Below are 22,248 nucleotides of genomic sequence, written 5' to 3'. Positions count from 1 at the left end.
AAATATAAAAAAAGAAAAATAATTACACAAATTAGAGATAAATATTTTTTAATTTTAAAATAAATGATTGTTTTTTAATTAATACTTCTAATTTAAACACTATTTATTGGGTAGCAAAGGAATAAAAATATCTTTTAATTCTCTAATTTAAATAATTCTTTAATACCTATCTATAAAATTAATATAAATAGAACCAAAATATTCTATAAAATTTTTGCAATTAAAAACAGCCAGCTCATAATGCTGACTGTCATTAATTATTTTTTCTATTTTCTCTAGATCTATCTAATGGCATATATTTCTTTTCTTTTTCTATTACATGAGATCTAATCTCTACAACTTCTAGACCTTCATCTGTTCCCATATCTAGCATTACTTCTCCACTAGGTTTAACTACCAAAGAATGTGAAAAAGCATTCTTTGAAAGTTCATTATCCCTAGCCATAGCAGGTGTGATAAAATAACTTTGATTATCTATGGCACGCACTCTATTCAATAGATGATACGCTTTTTCGCCTGTTCTCACAGAAAAAGTAGATGGTACAAAGAAAACTTCTGCTCCCAAATTTCTCATATCTTCAAATATTTCAGGAAATCTCAAGTCAAAACAAATTGCAAGCCCAAAATTTCCAAATTCTGTTTTAAAAAGTCCCAAACTCTTACCAGCTGATATTGTATCAGACTCAGAAAATCCTTCAATATCAAAAAGATGAATTTTTGAATATTTGTAAATTTCGTTGCCATCTCTATCAAATACAAAAGACCTATTGTATATTTTACCGTCTTCTTTTATTGGAATTGAGCCGCCAACTAAATAAATATTATTTTCTCTAGCGACCTCCTGCATTGAAATATAAGTTTTTTCGCATTCAGTTTCAGCAAATTTTGGAAAATATGAATTTTGATAAGGGCAGTTCCACATTTCAGGCAGTGCAACAATATCTGCTCCTTTTTTCGCTGCCTCAGTCACATAAGACTTCATTTTATCTATATTTTCATCTTTGTCACTAGTAGCTCTTAATTGTACTACTCCTACCTTAAAATCTTTCATAATTCCTCCTTAGATTATATTAAAGTATCCTAAAAATAAAATTAATGTCCCAAGTATTATTCTATAAATACCAAAGGGAATAAAATCGTGTTTTCTTATATACCCCAAAAATTGTTTTATTACCACAATTGCAACAATATAAGAAATAACTCCACCTAATATAATCAAAAACCATTGCCAAGCACTAAATGCAAATCCCATTTTTATAATTTTAAGAGAAGTAGCACCAAGCATTGTTGGCACAGCAAGATAAAAAGAAAATTTTGCAGCACTAGTTCTAGAACACCCCATAATCATAGCACCTATAATAGTAGCCGCTGAACGTGATGTCCCTGGAACCATTGCAAGACACTGAAAAAAACCAATAACAAGAGCAGTTTTAATTCCAATATCATCTAATGACTCATATTTAAACGACTTTTCCTTGTTTCTTTTTTCCATAAAAATTATAACAATTCCATAAAATACAAGAGCAATAGAAACAGTAGTAGTATTAAAAAGATATGCATCTATTAAATCATCTAACAAAAAACCAAAAAAAGCCGCTGGCAAAAATCCAACAATTATCTTTGCAATTAAACGCATAGTTGACATATCTCTGTATTTAAATTTCTCTTTAAAACTTAGCTCATTGTATTTCTCTTCGCCAATTTCTTGTACAAGTTTTCCCTTAGCAATTGGATTAATATCATAAAAATATAAGTAAAACACAGCAAGAATAGCTCCAAGCTGAATAATTACATTAAAAGCATTTGAAAAAGACTTTGGCTCAAGTTTAATAAAAGCATCAGCTATAATTAAATGGCCCGTTGAAGAAACAGGCAAAAATTCTGTCAAACCTTCTATAATACCAAGTATAAAAACTTTTAAAATATCTATCATATCGACCTCCAACTTTTATTATAACATTTTTTAGGACTGTTAATAAAAATTAGATAAAATTTTGAAATTAAAAATTAAACAAAAAACACCCAATTGATATTGGATGTTTCTTCTTTATATATTTAAAATAATTTCTTGCGTATCTTCTTTCCAAATTATATCTTCATCATCTTTTAAGCCCAATGCCCTTGATATGTTTCCAATTGGGAGCATAAAGCGATTATTTCTGATGATAGATTTTGTATCTGTAAAATATATTTTATCATTTACTAATATTTTGTTGCTGTCTTTTGGTATTATTACTACAGTTTTGTCTTTAATTAGTTTTGCTGATTTAGTATTTTCATCCCATTTTACTTTAAATCCCAGTAATTCTGCTACACTCCTTATTGGTAACATTGTGCGATTGTTATAAATAAATGGAGGGGAATCTAAATTCTGTAAATATTTTATAGATTCATTTTCAATTTTTACTTTGTCATAACCAATTTTTAAAATGATTTTCTTTTTATTTTTCTACTAGAGTCTAAATATATAGACCTTCTTTTTATTCTAAAATCATCCGATAAACCTTTATCCAATTCTTTTATAAATTTTGCCACAATTACAGTGTCTTCATTTTTAGAAAATAAATTATCGTCTATAATTTCCCATTTTTGAAATTTATAACCATCATATCCAATTGGCTTTGGATAATTTATATTTTTTAGATTATTTATATCATTACTATCAACAATATATTCTTTTGTTCCATTTATATATCCATTGCCATCTGTTTTAAAAATTATTTTTTATGAGAATTTATAATATTTTATGTTCAAGTTTATCATTAGTTGCCTTATCAGGGATTATATTTGCTTTAAACACAATATCTCTATCGATAATTTGAGTGTCTGAATCCATTATCCAGCTTGGTTTCCCTAGTTTATAGCCTTTTTTTATTTTCAAATTGGGAAATCCAACATCAGATACTTTTAATTTTGCATCTAGATTTATGTATTCAATAATTGGAAATTTATTTTCTTCCGATTCTATCTTCTACTCACGAGCTTTATATTTTATTTTTAAATAACCCGGTAGATATCTATCTATTATATCTCCTGCATAATTGTAGTTCAAATTATATTTTGTGTCTTCATCATAAATATGTTTTATAGATTCAGTCCAAATTTCTTTTCCCAAACTATACCCTTTTTTTAGTAATATATCTTGTTCTTTAGTGATTGGTAATTTGTCTGAAATATCTGTATTTTTTTTGACAAAATATTTTAATGAAATATTTTCTTTGTGCTCGGCTGCATGCCCAAGATTAAAAAAGACCTCTACATAACCTTCTGGTTTTGTAGTTTTTCCGTCATCTATAATTACATCATCTAATTTTTCGACTTTAGCATATATACTAGTACTCTTAATATCGTCATCTAGATTTATTTCTTTTTCTCTTATATCTATCCAAGATATAAATTTATAGCCAGGTTTTACTTTTATTTCAGGAAATTCAATATCACGATATTTGAAATGAGGTCTTCTTTCTTTATTGAGATGAAAAAGTAAATCTCCATTTATAGATTCAATTCCTATGGCATATTTTTCAAAGTGCATTATATAATTATCTGGAGATACAAAATAAATCTCATAAAAATTTTTAATTCTTTCTCCACCAATAAAGATATCTTTTATAGGCACAAAAATAGCTTTCGCGTAATATTGCCATTCCTTTTTTGATCTATCAAACTTTTCATCAATATACCAAGGTATCTGTTTATGAAAATCATAACCATAAATTGGATGAGCGACATTTAGCTTTTCTAATACATCTTTTACATCTTTAAATTTGTTTGGATTGTAATAAATAATATATTTACTCTCATTATTGCTTAGATACCCATATTTACTTGTGGTAATTTGCAAGTAAATATACCCTTCTATCTTAGTCTTAGATATGTAGTTTGAGTTGAATTCGTTTTCTACATTATTAGTTATTTCTGATGTAGTTTTGGTGTCATTTAAAGCATATATGTTTTGAGATAAGAATAATATAGATATTACACCAAATAATAGAAATTTCTGTTTTTTTAATTTAAAATTTTTTCCATTCTAAGCCTCTCTTATGTGTTTGATAAATCAATTGTAGCATAAATAATATATTATAGTTTAAATAATTAATTATTTTATGACATTATATTGGATAGAAAATGCTTTTTGGTCAGAAGTAAATTTTAGCTTATTAAGTCATCCTGAATAAGAAGCGTTGCGAACGCATAAAGAGTCTGCATGTGATGGAAAAACATGTAATGGTAAAATAGCAAATGTAATATTAAAAATAAGAAAACACTTCTATTTATTTTTACAAAGCTACCCCTACACAGGCAGATTCCTCGACTTCAAATCCTTCGGGTTTTCCGCTCGGAATGACAGATTGAGAAGTTGTCACTCTATTTACATTTTTTTCTTAGAACTTTTTCTTTTTATTTTTTAAGATTAGTTCCCTATTTATTTCTACAAAGTGGCTATTATACATGCAGATTCCTCACTCTTCGAGTACAAGGAGATTACAGAAAATTCTCACGCTTTTTCTTTTACTCGGAATGACGGTTGCTGGGTTGTTGTTTCCCTTTCCATTGAGTACACGACGACTCCATCTTTCTTGGAATGACAATTAGTAGTATTCCCAAAAATAAAAAAATTTTGGACTTTACCTGACATTTCAATCAAGAGAAATCCAAAATTTCATTTTTAATTAATATATAATATATAATCTGATTAACTTTATCTTATAGACCTAAGTTAGGATTAGCAAAATTTTCTTCTTCTACCTTTCCACTTTTGTAAGTATAAAAGGCAGCTGAGCCAATCATCGCTGCATTATCTGTGCACAATTTAATATCTGGATAATATATTTTTTTGTCTTCTATTTTTGCTCTTTCAAGGAAAGCTTCCCTTATCCTTGAATTAGCAGACACTCCACCACATAGTACAATTTTGTCCAAATTCTTTTCTTCAGCAAGTCTAAATGTTTTTTCTAACAAGACATCAACTATGGCTTCTTGGAAAGATTTACAAACATCTTCTACAATTATTTCTTCATTTTTCTGTTTTTTTGAATTTAGATAGTTTAATACCGCTGTCTTTAAACCGCTAAATGAAAAGTCATAATTATTTTCTTTTATCATGACACGTGGAAATTCAATTGTCTCTTTTCCTTTTTTTGCCAATTTATCAATTAACGGACCCCCTGGATAACCAAGTCCCAAACTTCTTGCCACTTTGTCGAAGGCTTCACCGACTGCATCATCTTGGGTTCTACCATGAAGCGTGAAATCTACATAATCTTTTACTTCGATAAGATATGTGTGTCCACCAGAAATTATAAGACCTACAAATGGCGGTTCTAAATCTTTGAACGAAATATAATTTGCACAAACATGTCCCACTATATGATTTACACCTACAAAAGGCTTATCTATAGCCATTGCTATTGTTTTGCCTGCACTTAGTCCCACTAAAAGAGCACCTATTAATCCTGGCCCTTTTGTCGCAGATACTATGTCTATTTCATCTAGCCTAACACCTGCCGTATCTAGGGCTTCTTTTAATACTGTGTTAATCGCTTCAACATGCTGTCTAGAAGCAACCTCAGGCACTACACCGCCAAATTTTTTGTGAGTTTCAATTTGCGTTGCAATAATATTAGATAGAATCTCTCTTCCATCTTCTAATACTGCAACAGAGGTTTCGTCACATGAAGACTCTATCGCCAAAACTTTCATCTATTATTCACTCCCTCCACATTATATGAGCATCTTCTCCCTGCCCATAATAGTTTTTTCGTGTACCAAAACTTTTAAATCCATATTTTTTGTAAAGTGAAATTGCAACATCATTGTGTGCATTTACTTCTAATGTTAGTTTTTTATCATGTTCATCTGCAAATTTACAAATTTCCTCTAAAAGTAACTTTCCATAACCACAACCACGTGATTTTTGAGCAACAGCTACATTAGCTATATGAATTTCATCAAAGATAATCATATACCCAATATATGCCACAACTTCTCCATTTTCTTCAATTACAATTACATCAGAAAGCTCATCTTCATATATCTCATAATATATGGACTCTTTTGACCAAGGATTTTTAAAAGTTTCTTTCTCTATTTCATAAATTTTATCAATATCTTTTATATTAGCTATTCTTGTTTTTTTCATATTGTTTTTCAGCTTGGGACAGTTTCAAATAATTAGGAACAATACTAAATGTATTATCTGCACCTCTTTTTTCATATTCTATAATACCAAGTTTTGCTACACTTGCCCCGCTCATTTCTAAATTTAAACTTAACTTTGCATTTTCAAAATTATCAATAAAATTAGGTGCATCTATACCAGTTAAAGTAATAAATTCATATTTTGATAAAATATTTTTAAAATTTTCTACTGATATTATTTCATCTTCCATTAGTATTTCTAATTGGTTTTCATTATTCACAATAGAAGCATACAATTTATTTCTTTTAGCATCAGCCAAAGCAGCCACTACGCCACTGTCTCTCATACTATTTGCTACAAGTGAAGATACTCCTACAATATCCTTTTGCAATGTAAATGCCAGTACTTTTGCAACAGTTATGCCAATTCTAAGGCCAGTAAATGAACCTGGTCCAATGCCGACAGCAATTAAATCAATATCACTTAATTTAAAATTAAATTTCTTAAATATTTCTTCAATCATATTGGTAACAGACTCAGAATGAAAAGTAAGTCCAGTTAAATTATACTCTGCAATTGTCTTTCCATCTTCTACAAGACCCACAGCTGTTGTTTTTGTTGAAGTATCAATCCCCAAAACTCTCATGTATTTTCTCCTTTAATGCTTCTTCCCTCTCTCCATGAGCCACAATATCAATTTTTCTTTTATTTCCATCAGAACTAATATTCAACTCAATAAAATTTTCAGGAAGTGCATATCTAATCTTCTCTGCCCACTCAACTATAGTCACTCCATCAGAATAAAAATATTCATCAAATCCTAAATAGTCTACATCAGCTTCATCATCAAGTCTATAAGTGTCAATATGATATAAATTAATAGAACCATAATATTCATTTACGATAGTAAAAGTCGGACTAGTTACATAATCATCAATGCCCAGTCCTTTGGCTATACTTTTGGTCATTGTAGTTTTGCCCGCACCAAGATTACCATTTAAACAAACTGTCATGCCACTTTGCAAATTTTGACCTAAAAAAAGTCCAAATTTTTCAGTTTCCTCTAAATTATTTAATATCATCTAAATCCTCAAATACATTTTCATCGTAATTAAAAGCAATCTTCTCTGACTTTTGCTCCGCAGGATGCCCAATCGCCATAATGCATTCAACATCAAACTTATTATCCAAATTAAAAAACTCTCTCAAAACATCCTTAGCAGCACGTCCATCAGCATTTACAGAAGTAGTAACATTCGCCCAAGTAGCACCCAGACCCATCTCTGCCACCTGTAGCATAATAAAGCTCGCAGCAATAGAAGCATCTTGGTGATTAGTAACAGGTGAAATTTCCGTATCTGTAACAATTGCAATTGCCACACTAGCACCATCGATAAAATGAGCACCAACTTTTTTGAATTTAGAAAGCTCCTTTAGCCTATCCTTGTCCCTTACCACAATATATCTAACAGGATTTAGATTTTTAGCAGTAGGAGCATGCAGAGCCACCTCAATAATTTTTTTAATATCCTCATTAGTAACAGGTTCATCAGTAAATTTTCTAATACTACGTCTTTTTTTAACTAAATCTAATAACATATTATCACCTATATTAATTATAACATTTTAAACAAAAACATTTCTTTTATTATACAACATAAAGGTTTTATTGGAAATTTTGATTTAGATTTTAGAATTTTATAATGAAAATATTAAGCGTTTTAGGCTTTACATTCAAAATGATAGTTGTAGGGGTTGTAATTGTCTATAGGTTTCAATTCTTGCGAATTTTCTTTTGTATATTCTAATAACAATAGTAAATCTTAAATGAAATCTCCGTCAACTGTCATCTCGACTATGAAACGTTGTGAACGCATAAAGAGTCTTGCATGTGATGGAGAAAATTTTTCCCCTCCCATGTCATCCTGAGCGAAATAAATCTGTCAAGATTTCTGTAGTCGAAGGATCTGCATGTCGTGGAGAGAATATGTAAAGTTTAAAATAAAAAAAGTGGTGAAAAAGTTCAAGAAAAGATTTCTATTTATATGTACAGTACGACTCCTCTACAGGTAGATTCCTCGACTTCAAACCCTTCGGGTTTTCCGCTCGGAATGACAGTTGGGGGGTTGTAATCGTCTATAGACTTTAATTCTTACAAATTTTCTTTGTGTATTCTAATAACAATAGTAAATCTTAAATGAAATCCTCTTATAGTGTCATCTCGACTAAGAAGCGTTGCGAAAGCATAAAGAGTCTTGCAGAAGTAAATATAAAATTAAATTCAAAATATCAACTTATATACAAAAAAGGAGGTTTCCCTCCTTCTCTCACCAATAAGCCTCTACTCCGCCTTCAAACTCAGGCTTTTCTTCTTTTATTATATCTTTATACCAACTTGGATATTCTTTCTCATCTTTAAATACCATTTCTTGCCATTCTTTATCGTCTAATCTTTTATTATCCACAAATTCGTAATAAGTGAATACTCCACCACGACCCATGTATAATTTTTCACCTACTGGATAAATTACATAAATTTCTGCTGGTTTTCCTGTTGCTATAGAGAATATATCTCCTTCTTTAAGTCCTACTGAATTTCTTGCTACCCTCATCAAATCGGCAACTATAGGCATTCTTCTGTCCTGTGGATTAGATATTTCATACCAGTGCATAACACTATTTTCGTCAACTGATTCTACGAAATCTATCATTAGCATTTCCATCCAGCCACCAATGTAGGCAAGTTTTTGATTTTCTTCTTCAGATATAACTTCATTATTCAATTCTTTTTTAGAACAAAGTATTAGAAAATCTACCATTTCTTTGAAGTTGTCAAGTTTTTCTTCTCCTGAATTATCAAGTATATCCCTATCTTTTAAATTAATTTTTGTGTATTCAATGAGCCATGATAATTTTTCATATAAATCAATATTTGGTTCTACATATGAATAAGACTCTATATCCATACCACCTCCTGCTTCAGCCATTACAGACTTGCCATATAAAATAGTGTCGTGTTTCATTTCTGCGTAAGAACCTAGTGCAGATACTAAATCTTTCTTTTGCCAAGATTCATTCTGCATAAACTTAGGATATCCTTCTCTAAATTCTTTATTGTAAGAAGATAACATCCAAAGCCAACCACGATATAAATTCTTTTGCCAATCAGATTCATGCATTTCATTAAATATTTTAATATTTTGGTCAATTCTTTCTTCATATTTGTCCCAATGTTTGTTATAGTCATCATTTTTTTGAATTTTTTTTGCCATTTTATTATCAAATGTGCTCATCAAATCGAGCCCTGAGTATATTGGTCTTTTGGAAGGCTCATCTTTTGCCACATCTACTGTGTTTTGCAATAATATATTATCAATTACGCTTCTTTGAGGAATGAGTCTAAATGATTTTCCTTGAAATGCTGCAATTTGCGGCATCGGTAAGTCGTCTATTGCGTTATAAGTTTGTTTTAATTTTTCTTCATCATCAATTTTATCTATGTCTATATCTTTTCCATATATTCCATAAAGTATTCTGGCATAATCTTTAATAGATATATCGTCAGCAGTTTCAACTAAAAAATCTATTGGGCCAACTAGATTTTCCCACGATTTTAGAGTTTCTTTGTTGTTATAGATACTGTAAGTGAGTAACATAGATTGTAAAACAGTTTCTCTATCATATTCATCATTTTTCTTAGGGAAAAATCCCACTTGACCATAATACATTGTACTTTTGAAATATTTTTCTAGTTCTTCACTTCTTGTATAATGTCCTCTCGGCTTTAACTGTGAATAGTCTATCTGGAAATTATTGATGGGGGACTCGTCCAAAGCTTCATTTTCCACTTTTTTCAGCTCTTCATCAACTATCGCATTAGCTTCTTTTGGTGTCTCCACCATTTCTAGATTCATAAGTCTTGCACCAGTTGCCAAGAAAGCTACATTTTTTAATTGAATTTTCTTTAATTCTTCATTTTTTAAATTATTGTACAGATCAATATTTGTTGCCAATAATTTTTGGTTGAAATTTTGAAGTTCTGGATATAATTTTTCTCTTTCTAATGTTCTCAAAAAGTTATCATAAAAGATATGGAAAATGTGAGTTACAGAATCTGTAGTTACAAAAGAAGGTATCTCCATGTATTCATTGGCTTCATAAATCTGATATAGTTGGTCATATTGATATTCATCTTTCCCATCATAACCAGCAATATTTTTAGTCTTTGTAATCACAAAACCATTTTCTACTAAATCATCTTGTTGTGCTTGTATAAATTTGCCAAACAAGTCAATATTTTCTACATTAGATAAATCATTTTTTATATCATAATCTTTTACTTTTGGATTAATTTCAGATTGCTTAAACTCTAAATTTACATTCTTTCTCTCCATCTCCTCTAGAAAACTCGTATCTTGCAGAGCAACTTTAGCCTTGCTATTTGAATTCGTAACTTCAGTAGTTTTTTTGTTGCAAGCCGTCGTCACAATTAGTAAAACTAAAATGCAAATTACTAAATATCTTTTCTTTGCCATTTTATCTCTCCTCCATCCAAAAACAACTCATAAATTTCATTTTCAACTTTAATACTGCCATTTTTATCTATGAAATAAGGCTTTGCATTTAATTTTTTACTTCTATAATTTTTTTCAAAAACAAAAGCATTAGCATAATCATATCCATTAAAATCAAAACAATTTTTAATGTCTTTTTCTATAGATATAATTTCATCAAATCCATCACCATCAATATCTAGCATACAAAAGTCCACCAAAGGATTAGACAATCGACTTATTCTTAATTTGGGTTTCAACCTTTTATTTTTAAAACTAAGATTGTATAAGAATAATCTTTTAACCTTTTCACTATGATATGGAGATTTTTTCTTCACACCAATAGCAAGCTCTATTTCATCTCCATCAATGTTACAAAATTGTATTTTCCACGGACTAATATTGCTTAAATTTAATTCGAAGCTTTTCTCATTATTTTTTATAATTAAACTCTCGTCACAAGAAGCATTATAAATAAGTTTAGCATCAAAACCATTCATAGAATCTTCATCAATAACTTCAGTTTTGCAACAACCAGTAAATAGCACTAAAAATAATAATATATATATCATAAACTTATTATACCATTGTATCGCACTAAAATTAGTTAAATAAAAGTTACATTTTTATTAGAAAATACTTTCCACTCACTATCTTATCACGACTAAGAAGCGTTGCGAACGCATAAAGAGTCTCGCATGTGATGGAGAGAATTTTTCCCCTCCCATGTCATCCTGAGCGAAAGAAATCTTGTGAGATTCAGAAGTCGAAGGAGCTGCATGTCGTGGAGAGAATCTGTAAAGTTTAAAATAAAAAATGTTGTGAAATAAGCATAAGAAAAGACTTCTATTTATATCTACAGAACGACTCCTCTACAGGTAGATTCCTCGACTTCAAACCCTTCGGATTTTCCGCTCGGAATGACAGTTGTAAGAGTTGTAATCGTCTATAGGCTTCAATTCTTGCGAGTTTTCTTTGTGTATTCTAATAACAATAGTAAATCTTAAATGTAATCCTCTTATAGTGTCATCTCGACTAAGAAGCGTTGCGAACGCATAAAGAGTCTACAATTAGTTGAGAGAATCTGTAAAGTTTAAAATAAAAAAGTATTCAAGCACCCAAACCACGAACAACTATAGCAAAAAGTCGAAAAAGATTTTTAACTCTTCGAGTACACGCGGACTTTCGCTTTGATCGCTCAGAATGACAACGTGTAGAAGTTTTTTCTGGTTCTACATAATAGTGTATATAAAAGTTTTCATTTGAAATTTATTAATGTAAAATTACATTCCACTCCCCACGCACAAAAAAAGCACGATTATCTCGTGCTTTCAATCATCTTATTTACTTTACTTTTTACTCCACCACCAACATTTTTGGCTTTATCCACAATTTCTTTACCATTAATTTTTTCAAATTGCTCCATTACAAAATATCTGTCTATCTTCTTTCTTCCTACAAATACTGATATATTAAATACATTCATAAATATTACAACAGCTACAAATATAAGTACAATTCTCAAAAACTTCTTCATTCTATCACCTAATGTTTAAGTTCACGCTCAATAATCTTATAGTTAGGCATGTATTTTTCACATTCTTTGACAAATTCTTCATCATGCCCATAATGTTTTAAATGCACAAGTTCGTGCAACACTACTGCCTCAATCTGCTCTAGTGGTCTTTCTGCCAATTTCAAATTTATATTTATCATCTTCCTAGTTGGATAGCAAGTGCCCCATCGCACTTTCATTTTTCGTATATTATATTCTACTGGTTTTAGTCCTGTCAATTTAATAAATTTTTCAAAAATTTTATCCAACACTTTTGGCAATTCTTCTCTATAAATCTTTTCAATTTCTGCTTCATCTTCTGTATTTAATTGTACACCAAAAAGATGATTTTTGTATCTATTTCTATTTTTATCCTCTATTTTCATTCTATCTATGACTTTGTGGTTATTGTCAATAATGCGATAAATCTCAGCCTTATTCATGTATCTAGGTGCTGATACTTTGATAACTCCATCTTCTACTTTTATTCTAAGATTTTTTATCTTTTTCTTTTGTATTTCTATTTCCATTACAATAGTGGCGATAGTAGCCTCGAGAATGCCTCTCTTACTTTAACTATCTTTGACCTCTTTGCATAATATTCTGGAGTTATTTTAGTGGAAAGTTTCATATCCTCAATAAAATGGTCTTTCAATTTTTTATTTACTTCGGCATCATATATAAAGGCATTGACTTCAAAATTGAGCTCAAAAGATCTTATATCAAAATTTGCAGTTCCTACACTCGATAGATAATCATCGCTAATGACGCATTTTGTATGCAAAAATCCACCTTCATATCTGTATACATTTACGCCCCATTTTAGCAAATCACCTATAAATGAAAGCGATGCCCAATGCACAAAGGGATGGTCTCTTTTAGCGGGAAACATTATATTTACATTTACCCCACTGAGTGCAGCGACTTTTAGGCATTTTAGTAATCCTTCATCTGGTACAAAATATGGTGTTTGTATATATATTTCTTTTCTGGCATTGGTGATTAATTTCTCATACCCATTTCTTACTGAATCAGCTTTAGTATCTGGCCCCGATGTGACAATATTTATATCTACATCTCCTATACTTTTGTCAAAATATTCTGTAGTAAAACCCTTTGTATATTCATCTGATGCAAATTTAAAATCTAAAAAGAATCTCCATGCAAGTCCATTGACAGCTGGGCCTACTATTCTAAGATGAGTGTCACGCCAATAGCCCATAGGCCCTTTAGATACATATTCGTCACCAACATTAAATCCACCTACATAACCAATTCTCTTGTCTATGACTACAATTTTGCGGTGATTTCTATAATTCATATGGGTGTTTATCTTAATTATCATACCTGGGAAAAATATCCCAAGTTTTACTCCCGATTCTCTGAGCATTTTTCTATCGTGAAGCAGCATATTTCTTATACCCATGCCATCAATTAATAGATAAACATCAAGCCCCTCTTGTGCTTTAGATTTTAAAATATTCATAAATTGTGTAGATAATTTATCAGATTTGAAAATATAATACTGAACATAAATTGTGTGCTTTGCATTTTCTAAATCATAAAAAAGTTGTTTGAACTTCTCTTTGCCGTCATTAAAAATCTTAACATCATTATGTGTGTATAAAATTTCGCCCTCAGCTCTATTGAACATCTCAATCATATTTACATATTGTTTTGTCCTGTTATTAGAAAATTCAAAAGTACCTTCTTTGATTTGTTTGAGTTGATTTTTAAACTCTTTTTCTATAATCCTGTCAGCTTTTGTTTTACCATCAAAAATCTTTGATTTTGAAATATCCTGCCCAATGAAAAGATAAAATATAAATCCAATTAGTGGCAAAAAATTAATTGCCATTACCCACAATAATGTGGATATTGGCTTTTTGTGGTCAAATAGAATTATAAACATTGACACAAGCAAATTGAATATGAAGAGTATTGAATATACTTGTGCAAAGTTTTTAATTATATCTAAATAAGCTTGAAACATTCTATCACCTTATACTTTGGCAGTTCTCACCACTTAGTTTTTATTTTTCTTAGATTTATATCTTTGTTGTGAGTTTAATATTTTCTTTCTAAGTCTAAATTCTAGAGGTGTAACTTCAATTAATTCATCATCTTCTATAAATTCAAGAGCCTCTTCAAGACTCATATTTCTTATTGGAGATAATTTTAAGGCATCGTCAGACCCAGAAGCTCTAACATTTGACATTTTCTTCGCCTTAGTTACAGAAACCTCAATCTCAACGCCTTTTGGACTTTCACCAACAACTTGACCCTCATATACATCTTCGCCCGGCTCTACAAAAAGTATGCCACGCTCTTGTGCATTGTGTAGACCATAAGTTAGAGCAGTTCCTGTATCAAAAGACACAATTGAAGCATTGACTCTTCTAGGAATTTCACCCTTATATGGAACATAATCTTCAAAAATAGAATTTAAAATTCCGCTACCTTTAGTATCAGTCATAAATTCAGTCCTATATCCAATAAGACCTCTTGAAGGAATTATAAATTCAAGTCTTTGATATCCACCAGTTGGCTCGTGCATATTTACAAGTTCGCCTTTTCTTCTACCAAGCTTTTCAATAACACTACCTGCATATGTGCTATCTACATCAATAGTTACTCTTTCAGTAGGCTCAAGTTTTTTACCATTTTCATCAAATTTAAATAAAACTTGTGGCTTAGAAACTTGGAATTCATAACCTTCACGTCTCATGTTTTCTATTAAAACAGATAAATGAAGTTCACCTCTACCACTCACTTTAAAAGCTTCAGTTGAGTCAGTTTCTTCAACTCTAAGACCTACGTCAGTTTGAAGTTCTTTAAAAAGTCTAGCTCTTATTTGTCTAGAAGTTAAAAATTTACCAACACGACCTGCAAATGGCGAATCATTTACTCTAAATTCCATAGCAATAGTAGGTTCTGAAATCTTAACAAACTCAAGAGGAGTTGTGTCATCAACAGATGTAATAGTATCACCAATATTTATATCTTCAATACCTGTAATAGCAACTATAGAACCCGAATGCGAAGAACTTACCTCAACTCTATTTAAACCTTCAAATTCATAAAGCTGTGCTATTTTTACATTTTCTTTAAAATCAGGCAGCTGTTTATTTACCCTTACCATTTGAGCATTTTCATTGATAATACCTTGTTCAATTTTACCTATGCCAATTCTACCAATATATTCATTGTAGTCAATAGTTGAAATTAATAACTTAAATGGCAAGTCGTCTTTATTTTCTGGAGCTGGAATATACTTAATAATTGTTTCGAATAATGGCTCCATAGAAGTCATCTCGCCATCCAAATCAAGAGCAGCAACACCAGATTTAGCAGAAGCGAACACAAATGGGCATTCTAGTACCTCTTCATCAGCACCCAATTCAATAAATAAATCTAGCACTTCATCTACCACATCAAGAGGCCTTGCCTCAGGTCTGTCAACCTTATTTATACAAACAATAACAGGTAAATTAAACTCAAAACTTTTCTTTAACACAAACTTAGTCTGTGGCATTGGCCCTTCAAAAGCATCCACCAAAAGTACGACACCATTTACCATTTTTAGAACACGCTCTACCTCTCCACCAAAATCAGCATGGCCCGGCGTGTCTATAATATTAATTTTTATACCATTGTAATTAACGGCAGTATTCTTGGAAAGAATAGTAATACCTCTTTCCTTTTCAATTGCATTAGAGTCCATAACTCTATCGTCCACTTTTTGATTATCTCTAAACACACCTGATTGCTTCAAAAGAGCATCCACAAGTGTAGTTTTACCGTGGTCAACATGGGCAATAATGGCAATATTTCTTACATCTTCTCTATACAAATTCATCCCTCTTCTTCTGGAAAAAATATTTAGTTTTAATCTCGTCTACTATTTTAATATTTTCATAAAAAAAGTGCAATATTACTTGCACTTAAAACCCAAATAATTGCGATTTTTACTGATTATCTCTCAAACTTTTCTACCAGTTCATCAAATGAAATATCAATTTGCTCTCCAGTCTTCATATTTTTAAGAGAATAAAATCTATTTTTAATCTCATCTTCACCTAAAACTATTACATATTCTACCTTAGTTTGATTAGCATATTTAAATTTCTTTTTGAGCTTTGCAAATTCAGTATATAAACCAACCCTAACTTTATTTTCACGAAGTTCAGAAACAAGCTTGATACCTTCAGATATACATTCATCCATAGGAAGTATCAATAAATCAATGAGAGATTTCTTCTCACTTTCAATAATCTTTACCTCATTTAATTGATAAAATAATCTCGAAAGCCCAATAGAAATACCAACACCAGGCAGAATCATATCAGTATAGTTGCTCGCCAGATTATCGTATCTACCGCCAGAGCAAACAGAACCAATATCAGGATAATTATCAAGAGTTGTCTCATAAACAGTTCCAGTATAATAATCTAGGCCACGAGCAATCTTAAGATTTATATCAAAACAGTTTTCATCAATGCCAAAATCTCTAATATAGCCAATGACTTCAGTAATATCAGAAAGACCAGTTTTGAATATATCATCCTCTACACCCAAATTATTTAAAGAATCTAAAATCTCATCGACACTGCCATCAATTTTGATAAATTCAATAATCTTTTTAGCAGCATCAACAGAAATGCCGGTTTCCACTAATTCCTCGATTACAGCATCTTCACCTATTTTGTCGAGCTTATCCACCGCTCTTAAAGCATCCGTAGAATCCTCTATACCAAGAGAAACAAAAAAACCCTTCAAAATCTTTCTATTATTTAAGTGAATAGTAAAATCAGTAAAACCCAAATCCTTGAAAGTGTGGTAAATAACAACAGGAAATTCCGCATCATTAACAAGAGATAAATCACCATTGCCTATAGTGTCAATATCACATTGATAAAACTCTCTAAACCTTCCCTTTTGAGCCTTTTCACCACGATAAACTTTGCCTATCTGATATCTCTTAAAAGGAAAAGACAAATCATTAAAATGTTCAACAGTGTATCTAGCCAAAGGAACTGTCAAATCAAACCTAAGACTCATATCAGTAGAACCCTTTTCAAATCTATAAATCTGTTTTTCTGTCTCTCCACCACCTTTAGCAAGGAGAACTTCAGATTTTTCAATAACCGGTGTATCAATCGGTAGGAAACCATGCTTTTCAAAATTCTCTCTTATAACATTTTTCATTTCATTAAAAAGAATTTGATCCTCAGGTAACAACTCCATAAAACCAGGTAGAGTTGAGGGTTTCACAATACTCATAATATCACTCCTCTGTTTAAAAATTTAATACTAATAATATTCTACCATATTAAAAAATTATTTGATACTTTTACTAGATGAATAGTGAAAGTTTTATATAGCTGTGTTGTAATATGTTAAAGCATTTGAGTTTGTGTTCTTAAAATACAATTTGCGAGAACACAAAATACAACTTAAATACTCAGTTGAGAGGAGGAAATATGGAAAGAGTCGTAGTTGAAATGGGAATGTTTGAGACTTTACTATTAGCAGTAGTTGGAATATACTTGGGAGATTTATTGCGTGAAAAATTCCCAATACTTAAAAAATACTGCTTGCCAGCAGCGGTTGTTGGTGGCACTACAATATCTATTATCACATTGATTTTGTATTATTTAAATATTTTAGAACCAAACTTCGATTTCAAAATTGTGAACACATTATTTTATTGCCTATTCTTTGCAGCAAGTGGAGCAGGCGCAAGTATGGCTCTACTTAAAAAAGGTGGTAAGCTCGTATTAATTTTTGCAGCACTGGCAGCACTTCTTGCAGCATTACAAAATGCATTAGCTCTTGGCGTTGGAAATGTCCTAAAAGTTGACCCAATGATTTCACTTATGACAGGATCTATCCCATTAACAGGAGGCCATGGAAACGCAGCTAGTTTTGCACCAGAAGCTATAAAACTTGGAGCACCAGCTGCCGTAACAGAAGTAGCGATAGCTTCTGCAACTTTCGGACTAATATCAGGTTCTATCTTAGGAGGACCATTTGGAACATTCGTAGTAAAGAGATTTGGATTTGAAAATGCAGCTCTACAAGATAATCAAAAAAAACTAACAGAAACAGCACAAGAAATATTTGTCAATAAAAGAAATATGCTTCAAGCAGTAAATTTATTAGTAATATCTTGTGGTATAGGACAAATAATATTTCTCATAATCCAGCACTTTGGCAAAAACATACCAATTCACGTATGTGCCATGTTTGGTGGCATACTGGTACGAATATTTTTAGACAAAACAAAAAGAGCAAGTGATAGTCTATTAGAATCACTTGACATAGTTGGCGAATTTTCACTGGCACTTTTTGTAGCCATGTCCATAGTATCCATGAAACTATGGGAACTTGCTGGTTTAGGGCTCAGTCTAATAATATTGCTGATGGTACAAGTTGTTATGATTTTAATATTCGTATATTTCTTGACGTTTAGACTACTTGGCAAAAACTATGACTCAGCAATCATGGCAGTAGGACATTTAGGCTTTGGAACAGGTGCCGTACCAGTATCTATGACAACAATGAAAACAGTCTGCGACAAATACCGATACTCAAGAATTGCTTTTTTCGTAGTTCCAGTAATAGGCGGATTTATAAGTAATATAACAAACGCATTGATAATAACAAAATTTTTAAATATAGCAGCTAAGATGTCTGGATTAATGTAAATAATTAAATATTAAACTCAATAACACAAAGTCCCTCTAAGTCTCATTCCTAGTGTGTAAGGCAAGGAATATATGCGTAGAGGGATTATTTTGTAAAAATAAATAGAAATGTTTTTTATATTTTTCACTACACTTTCTATTTCATCAGTACATATTCTCTCCACTAATTGTAGACTCTTTATGCGTTCGTTTACACTCATTTAGTCGAGATGACATTAGAAAGGACTACGCAACCCTCACAACTAACCTCTCATCTATAAAACTCCCATTAAATGGGTATGTTATAATTATTGTATAATATTAAAAAATATTAATTGAAATTTTAAAATTTTATAAGAAAGAGGAAGTGGTTTTATGTATCATGTAGGTGTTGTGTATAATGATAGAGAAAGTCTTAATAAAGACCAAAGCTATCTAACTAATACAGGCAATAATTTAAACGAAATTGCAGATGCCCAAGAGGTCAAAGCTGCACTAGAAGCTAAAGGTCATAAAGTTAGTCTTATCAAAATGTCAGTTAATATTTTGAGCGATATTATAAAAGATGATTCTATCGATTGTTTGATAAATCTTTGTTGTGGCATCAAAAAATCTAAGGAGCAAGCCAATATCATATCTTTATTTGAACTCACTGGTATACCTTTCGTGGGCTCTTCTGCTTTTGTTCAGGAAATTGGCTTAAATAAATCTTTTACTAAACATATTTTCGATGCGTATAATATACCAAATGCAAGTTTTCAAGTCTTTTCATCAGACAAACAAAAACTAGAAACAAAATTTAATTATCCATTAATGGTAAAGCCAGACAGCGAATCTTCTTCTGTTGGCATAACTGCAGATAGCATCGTTCACAATGAAAAAGAGTTATACGACCGCATTCGCTATGTACTTAAAAACTTTAATCAAAACGCACTAGTTGAAGAATACTTGCCCGGTCGCGAATTTACTGTTGCAGTTATTGGCACAGATAATGCCAAAGCACTGCCCATACTTGAGATTATATTCCCAGATAAAAATGACGACCAAATTCAGTCTCGCCGCATCAAAGATTTAAATAAAATTGACAAAGAATGTCCTGCAAATTTAGCACCTGAAGTGGCACAAAAAATTAAAGATGACGCACTAAAGGTCTATAAAATTTTTGACTGCTCTTCTTATATTAGAATTGATGTAAAGATGAATATCCATGACGAGCCAGTATTTATCGAGTTAAATACTCTGCCTGGTTTATTTAAGGATACATCCGACGTTCCATATATAGCAAGTATTGATGGCATGAGCTACGAAGATTTGTTGGATTTTTTAGTTAAAGATGCGATAAAAAATCATGACATCCAAAAATTATAAAATATATTAAAGTATAGTTTAATTTTTAAGCTATACTTATTTTTTTGAAAAAATGTGATAAAAATGTGAAAATTCATTTGAATTTATTTATCAATTATCATACAATAAATAATGTATAAAAGGGAGGAAAAAATATGGAAAGAATTGTAGTCGAGTTCGGCATGTTCGAAACTCTATTTTTGGCTGTAATCGGAATTTATATTGGAGATTTTTTGAGAGAAAAATTCCCAATTTTAAAGAAATACTGTTTACCAGCACCAGTTGTTGGAGGAACATTAATTTCTATCGTAACAATGATTTTGTATTATGCAAATATATTTGAACCTAATTTTGATTTCCAAACAGTAAACACATTATTTTATTGCTTGTTCTTTGCAGCAAGTGGTACGGCAGCAAGTATGGCACTTTTAAAAAAGGGTGGCAAACTCGTAGCAATATTTGTAGTATTAGCAGCACTTTTATCTATAGGACAAAACGCTTTGGCACTTGGAGTAGGTAAAGTACTTGATGTAAACCCACTTATTTCAATGATGACAGGCTCAATTCCACTATCAGGTGGACATGGTAACGCAGCTAGTTTTGCACCAGAAGCTATAAAACTTGGAGCACCTCAGGCAGCAATGGAAGTTGCAATAGCATCTGCCACATTTGGTCTTGTAGCAGGTTCAATCCTCGGTGGTCCATTTGGAACATTTATAGTAAAAAGATTTGGCTTTGAAGCAGAAGCCTACAAAGATGATGACAAAACAATAACACAAAGAGCAGCAGAAGTATTTGTAAATAGAAGAAATATGATGTCTGCAGTTTTAATGCTAATGGTAGCTTGTGGAATTGGACAAATAATATTTATTTTACTACAAAGAATAGGTCAAAATATACCAATTCATGTTTGTGCAATGCTTGGTGGTATCTTAGTTAGAGTTTATTTAGATAAAACTGATAAAGCAAATGAAACAACACTTGAAGCACTTGATATAGTTGGGGACTTTTCACTGGCATTATTTGTAGCCATGTCAATAGTTACAATGAAGTTGTGGCAATTAGCAGGACTTGGATTTAGCCTTGTGATACTTCTACTAGCACAAGTAATATTTATATTATTGTTCGTATACTTCTTGACATTTAGATTGCTTGGCAAAAATTACGACGCAGCTATCATGTCTGTAGGACATTTAGGATTCGGTACAGGAGCCGTTCCAGTATCCATGACAACAATGAAAACTGTCTGCGAAAAATATAGATTTTCAAAAATTGCATTTTTTGTAGTTCCAGTAATAGGTGGATTTATCAATAACTTGACAAATGCATTAATCATCACAAAATTCTTGGATATAGCATCTAAAATGGCTGGAATTTAATTAATAAAAGCAAAAAACCGGATTAAGTCCGGTTTTTTTATATAAAAATTTTGACGTGTAGAGTTTTAAAAACAAAAACTTTAAATTCCTCGTATTATACCCAGTAAGAAACGTTGCGAACGCATAAAAAGTCTTGCAAGTGACGGAGAGAATATTTCCACTCTCCATGTCATCCTGAGCGAAAGAAATCTGTCAAGATTTTTTTCACTCGGAATGACATTTGGAGGGGTTTCATTGCCCTTTCCAATGTCATCTCGACTAAGTGAGCTTGCGAACGCATGGAGAGATCTGCATGTAATGGAAAGAATTTGTTTAGGTAAAAAAAAGAAGCGTAATGGAAAAGATAATAACAAAGGACTTTTATTGATTTTTACAGAACGGCTCCTCTACAGGCAGATTCCTCGACTCGCCTTGCTCGCTCGGAATGACAGTTGTGGAGGTTGTCGCTACACTTTCCAATGTCATCTCGACTAAAAAGCATTGCAAACGCATAAATAGTCTTGCATATGGAGAAGAGAATATGTAATGGTAAAATAGAAAATTTAATATTAAAAATAAGAAAACACTTCTATTTACACAATAA

The 22,248-nt window shown here is 31.3% G+C and carries 19 protein-coding genes and 1 pseudogene; 4 read left to right on the top strand and 16 right to left on the bottom strand.

What is annotated here, in order from left to right; translation table 11 throughout:
- Positions 1 to 253: 253 nt before the first annotated feature.
- The 16 genes from ABID14_RS08420 to hisS all read right to left on the bottom strand — a co-directional run bounded on the left by ABID14_RS08420 (position 254) and on the right by hisS (position 17,533).
- Positions 254 to 1,051, bottom strand: a complete 798-nt coding sequence (locus tag ABID14_RS08420; protein ID WP_354369068.1) for a carbon-nitrogen hydrolase family protein — start codon at positions 1,049 to 1,051, stop codon at positions 254 to 256.
- 9 nt (positions 1,052 to 1,060) lie between these two features.
- Entirely contained in the window at positions 1,061 to 1,933 is an 873-nt protein-coding gene (locus ABID14_RS08415; protein WP_354369066.1) for an undecaprenyl-diphosphate phosphatase, read from the bottom strand.
- Between the two features lie 114 nt (positions 1,934 to 2,047).
- On the bottom strand, positions 2,048 to 2,386 hold the full coding sequence (locus ABID14_RS08410) for a copper amine oxidase N-terminal domain-containing protein (RefSeq protein ID WP_435529962.1): 339 nt from the start codon (positions 2,384 to 2,386) through the stop codon (positions 2,048 to 2,050).
- A 585-nt stretch (positions 2,387 to 2,971) separates the two neighbouring features.
- The gene (locus ABID14_RS08405; protein WP_354369064.1) at positions 2,972 to 3,844 is read right to left on the bottom strand and encodes a hypothetical protein; all 873 of its coding nucleotides are present in this window, start codon (positions 3,842 to 3,844) and stop codon (positions 2,972 to 2,974) included.
- A gap of 863 nt (positions 3,845 to 4,707) precedes the next feature.
- The gene (gene tsaD / locus ABID14_RS08400; RefSeq protein ID WP_354369062.1) at positions 4,708 to 5,703 is read right to left on the bottom strand and encodes a tRNA (adenosine(37)-N6)-threonylcarbamoyltransferase complex transferase subunit TsaD; all 996 of its coding nucleotides are present in this window, start codon (positions 5,701 to 5,703) and stop codon (positions 4,708 to 4,710) included.
- Between the two features lie 7 nt (positions 5,704 to 5,710).
- Positions 5,711 to 6,142 carry a ribosomal protein S18-alanine N-acetyltransferase gene (gene rimI / locus ABID14_RS08395; RefSeq protein WP_354369060.1) on the bottom strand — a complete coding sequence of 144 codons (432 nt, stop codon included), beginning with the start codon at positions 6,140 to 6,142 and terminating at the stop codon, positions 5,711 to 5,713.
- Entirely contained in the window at positions 6,120 to 6,788 is a 669-nt protein-coding gene (gene tsaB / locus ABID14_RS08390) for a tRNA (adenosine(37)-N6)-threonylcarbamoyltransferase complex dimerization subunit type 1 TsaB (RefSeq protein ID WP_354369058.1), read from the bottom strand. Before tsaB ends, rimI begins: the two co-directional genes overlap by 23 nt.
- A complete protein-coding gene (gene tsaE, locus ABID14_RS08385; protein WP_354369056.1) occupies positions 6,769 to 7,224 on the bottom strand; it encodes a tRNA (adenosine(37)-N6)-threonylcarbamoyltransferase complex ATPase subunit type 1 TsaE in 456 nt (151 codons plus the stop codon). The genes tsaB and tsaE overlap by 20 nt, the downstream gene beginning before the upstream one ends.
- A complete protein-coding gene (locus ABID14_RS08380) occupies positions 7,211 to 7,741 on the bottom strand; it encodes a nitroreductase family protein (RefSeq protein WP_354369054.1) in 531 nt (176 codons plus the stop codon). The genes tsaE and ABID14_RS08380 overlap by 14 nt, the downstream gene beginning before the upstream one ends.
- A 728-nt stretch (positions 7,742 to 8,469) precedes the next feature.
- Positions 8,470 to 10,677 (bottom strand): DUF3160 domain-containing protein, encoded by a 2,208-nt coding sequence (locus ABID14_RS08375; protein WP_354369052.1) that lies wholly within the window; start codon positions 10,675 to 10,677, stop codon positions 8,470 to 8,472.
- Positions 10,656 to 11,267, bottom strand: coding sequence for a hypothetical protein (locus ABID14_RS08370; RefSeq protein ID WP_354369050.1), 612 nt, complete (start codon positions 11,265 to 11,267; stop codon positions 10,656 to 10,658). The genes ABID14_RS08375 and ABID14_RS08370 overlap by 22 nt, the downstream gene beginning before the upstream one ends.
- A 746-nt stretch (positions 11,268 to 12,013) precedes the next feature.
- The gene (locus ABID14_RS08365; protein ID WP_354369048.1) at positions 12,014 to 12,232 is read right to left on the bottom strand and encodes a hypothetical protein; all 219 of its coding nucleotides are present in this window, start codon (positions 12,230 to 12,232) and stop codon (positions 12,014 to 12,016) included.
- A gap of 8 nt (positions 12,233 to 12,240) precedes the next feature.
- Positions 12,241 to 12,780: a M48 family metallopeptidase gene (locus tag ABID14_RS08360; RefSeq protein WP_354369046.1), complete on the bottom strand. Its 540-nt coding sequence runs from the start codon at positions 12,778 to 12,780 to the stop codon at positions 12,241 to 12,243.
- Positions 12,780 to 14,243 carry a cardiolipin synthase gene (gene cls / locus ABID14_RS08355; RefSeq protein ID WP_354369044.1) on the bottom strand — a complete coding sequence of 488 codons (1,464 nt, stop codon included), beginning with the start codon at positions 14,241 to 14,243 and terminating at the stop codon, positions 12,780 to 12,782. The genes ABID14_RS08360 and cls overlap by 1 nt, the downstream gene beginning before the upstream one ends.
- Before the next feature lie 33 nt (positions 14,244 to 14,276).
- Entirely contained in the window at positions 14,277 to 16,109 is a 1,833-nt protein-coding gene (gene typA, locus ABID14_RS08350; RefSeq protein ID WP_354369042.1) for a translational GTPase TypA, read from the bottom strand.
- A 116-nt stretch (positions 16,110 to 16,225) separates the two neighbouring features.
- Complete coding sequence (hisS, locus tag ABID14_RS08345; RefSeq protein ID WP_354369040.1) at positions 16,226 to 17,533, bottom strand: histidine--tRNA ligase; 1,308 nt, start codon at positions 17,531 to 17,533, stop codon at positions 16,226 to 16,228.
- A 200-nt stretch (positions 17,534 to 17,733) separates the two neighbouring features.
- Between hisS and ABID14_RS08340 the strand changes: the two genes are divergently transcribed.
- The 4 genes and pseudogenes from ABID14_RS08340 (at position 17,734) to ABID14_RS08330 (ending at position 21,665) form a co-directional block, all read left to right on the top strand.
- Positions 17,734 to 18,960 carry a sodium/glutamate symporter gene (locus tag ABID14_RS08340; protein ID WP_354369038.1) on the top strand — a complete coding sequence of 409 codons (1,227 nt, stop codon included), beginning with the start codon at positions 17,734 to 17,736 and terminating at the stop codon, positions 18,958 to 18,960.
- A 354-nt stretch (positions 18,961 to 19,314) separates the two neighbouring features.
- Positions 19,315 to 20,307 carry a D-alanine--D-alanine ligase family protein gene (locus tag ABID14_RS08335; protein WP_354369036.1) on the top strand — a complete coding sequence of 331 codons (993 nt, stop codon included), beginning with the start codon at positions 19,315 to 19,317 and terminating at the stop codon, positions 20,305 to 20,307.
- 115 nt (positions 20,308 to 20,422) lie between these two features.
- Positions 20,423 to 20,533 (top strand): annotated as a pseudogene (locus ABID14_RS10130) (hypothetical protein); the annotation flags it as partial.
- Complete coding sequence (locus ABID14_RS08330) at positions 20,487 to 21,665, top strand: sodium/glutamate symporter (RefSeq protein WP_435529961.1); 1,179 nt, start codon at positions 20,487 to 20,489, stop codon at positions 21,663 to 21,665. The pseudogene ABID14_RS10130 and the gene ABID14_RS08330, both read left to right, overlap by 47 nt.
- Positions 21,666 to 22,248 lie beyond the last annotated feature (583 nt).

Source organism: Peptoniphilus olsenii, assembly GCF_040545475.1.
Taxonomy (GTDB): Bacteria; Bacillota; Clostridia; order Tissierellales; family Peptoniphilaceae; genus Peptoniphilus_A; species Peptoniphilus_A olsenii.
The sequence above is the reverse complement of the archived record's forward strand: the minus strand, read 5'-3'. Positions and strand labels throughout refer to the sequence as shown.

Excerpts from the sequence above, each read along its gene's own strand:
- ABID14_RS08420 (WP_354369068.1), bottom strand. The coding sequence starts at position 1,051 with ATGAAAGATTTTAAGGTAGGAGTAGTACAATTAAGAGCTACTAGTGAC.
- ABID14_RS08415 (WP_354369066.1), bottom strand. The coding sequence starts at position 1,933 with ATGATAGATATTTTAAAAGTTTTTATACTTGGTATTATAGAAGGTTTG.
- tsaD (WP_354369062.1), bottom strand. The coding sequence starts at position 5,703 with ATGAAAGTTTTGGCGATAGAGTCTTCATGTGACGAAACCTCTGTTGCA.
- rimI (WP_354369060.1), bottom strand. The coding sequence starts at position 6,142 with ATGAAAAAAACAAGAATAGCTAATATAAAAGATATTGATAAAATTTAT.
- tsaB (WP_354369058.1), bottom strand. The coding sequence starts at position 6,788 with ATGAGAGTTTTGGGGATTGATACTTCAACAAAAACAACAGCTGTGGGT.
- tsaE (WP_354369056.1), bottom strand. The coding sequence starts at position 7,224 with ATGATATTAAATAATTTAGAGGAAACTGAAAAATTTGGACTTTTTTTA.
- ABID14_RS08380 (WP_354369054.1), bottom strand. The coding sequence starts at position 7,741 with ATGTTATTAGATTTAGTTAAAAAAAGACGTAGTATTAGAAAATTTACT.
- ABID14_RS08375 (WP_354369052.1), bottom strand. The coding sequence starts at position 10,677 with ATGGCAAAGAAAAGATATTTAGTAATTTGCATTTTAGTTTTACTAATT.
- ABID14_RS08370 (WP_354369050.1), bottom strand. The coding sequence starts at position 11,267 with ATGATATATATATTATTATTTTTAGTGCTATTTACTGGTTGTTGCAAA.
- ABID14_RS08365 (WP_354369048.1), bottom strand. The coding sequence starts at position 12,232 with ATGAAGAAGTTTTTGAGAATTGTACTTATATTTGTAGCTGTTGTAATA.
- ABID14_RS08360 (WP_354369046.1), bottom strand. The coding sequence starts at position 12,780 with ATGGAAATAGAAATACAAAAGAAAAAGATAAAAAATCTTAGAATAAAA.
- cls (WP_354369044.1), bottom strand. The coding sequence starts at position 14,243 with ATGTTTCAAGCTTATTTAGATATAATTAAAAACTTTGCACAAGTATAT.
- typA (WP_354369042.1), bottom strand. The coding sequence starts at position 16,109 with ATGAATTTGTATAGAGAAGATGTAAGAAATATTGCCATTATTGCCCAT.
- hisS (WP_354369040.1), bottom strand. The coding sequence starts at position 17,533 with ATGAGTATTGTGAAACCCTCAACTCTACCTGGTTTTATGGAGTTGTTA.
- ABID14_RS08340 (WP_354369038.1), top strand. The coding sequence starts at position 17,734 with ATGGAAAGAGTCGTAGTTGAAATGGGAATGTTTGAGACTTTACTATTA.
- ABID14_RS08335 (WP_354369036.1), top strand. The coding sequence starts at position 19,315 with ATGTATCATGTAGGTGTTGTGTATAATGATAGAGAAAGTCTTAATAAA.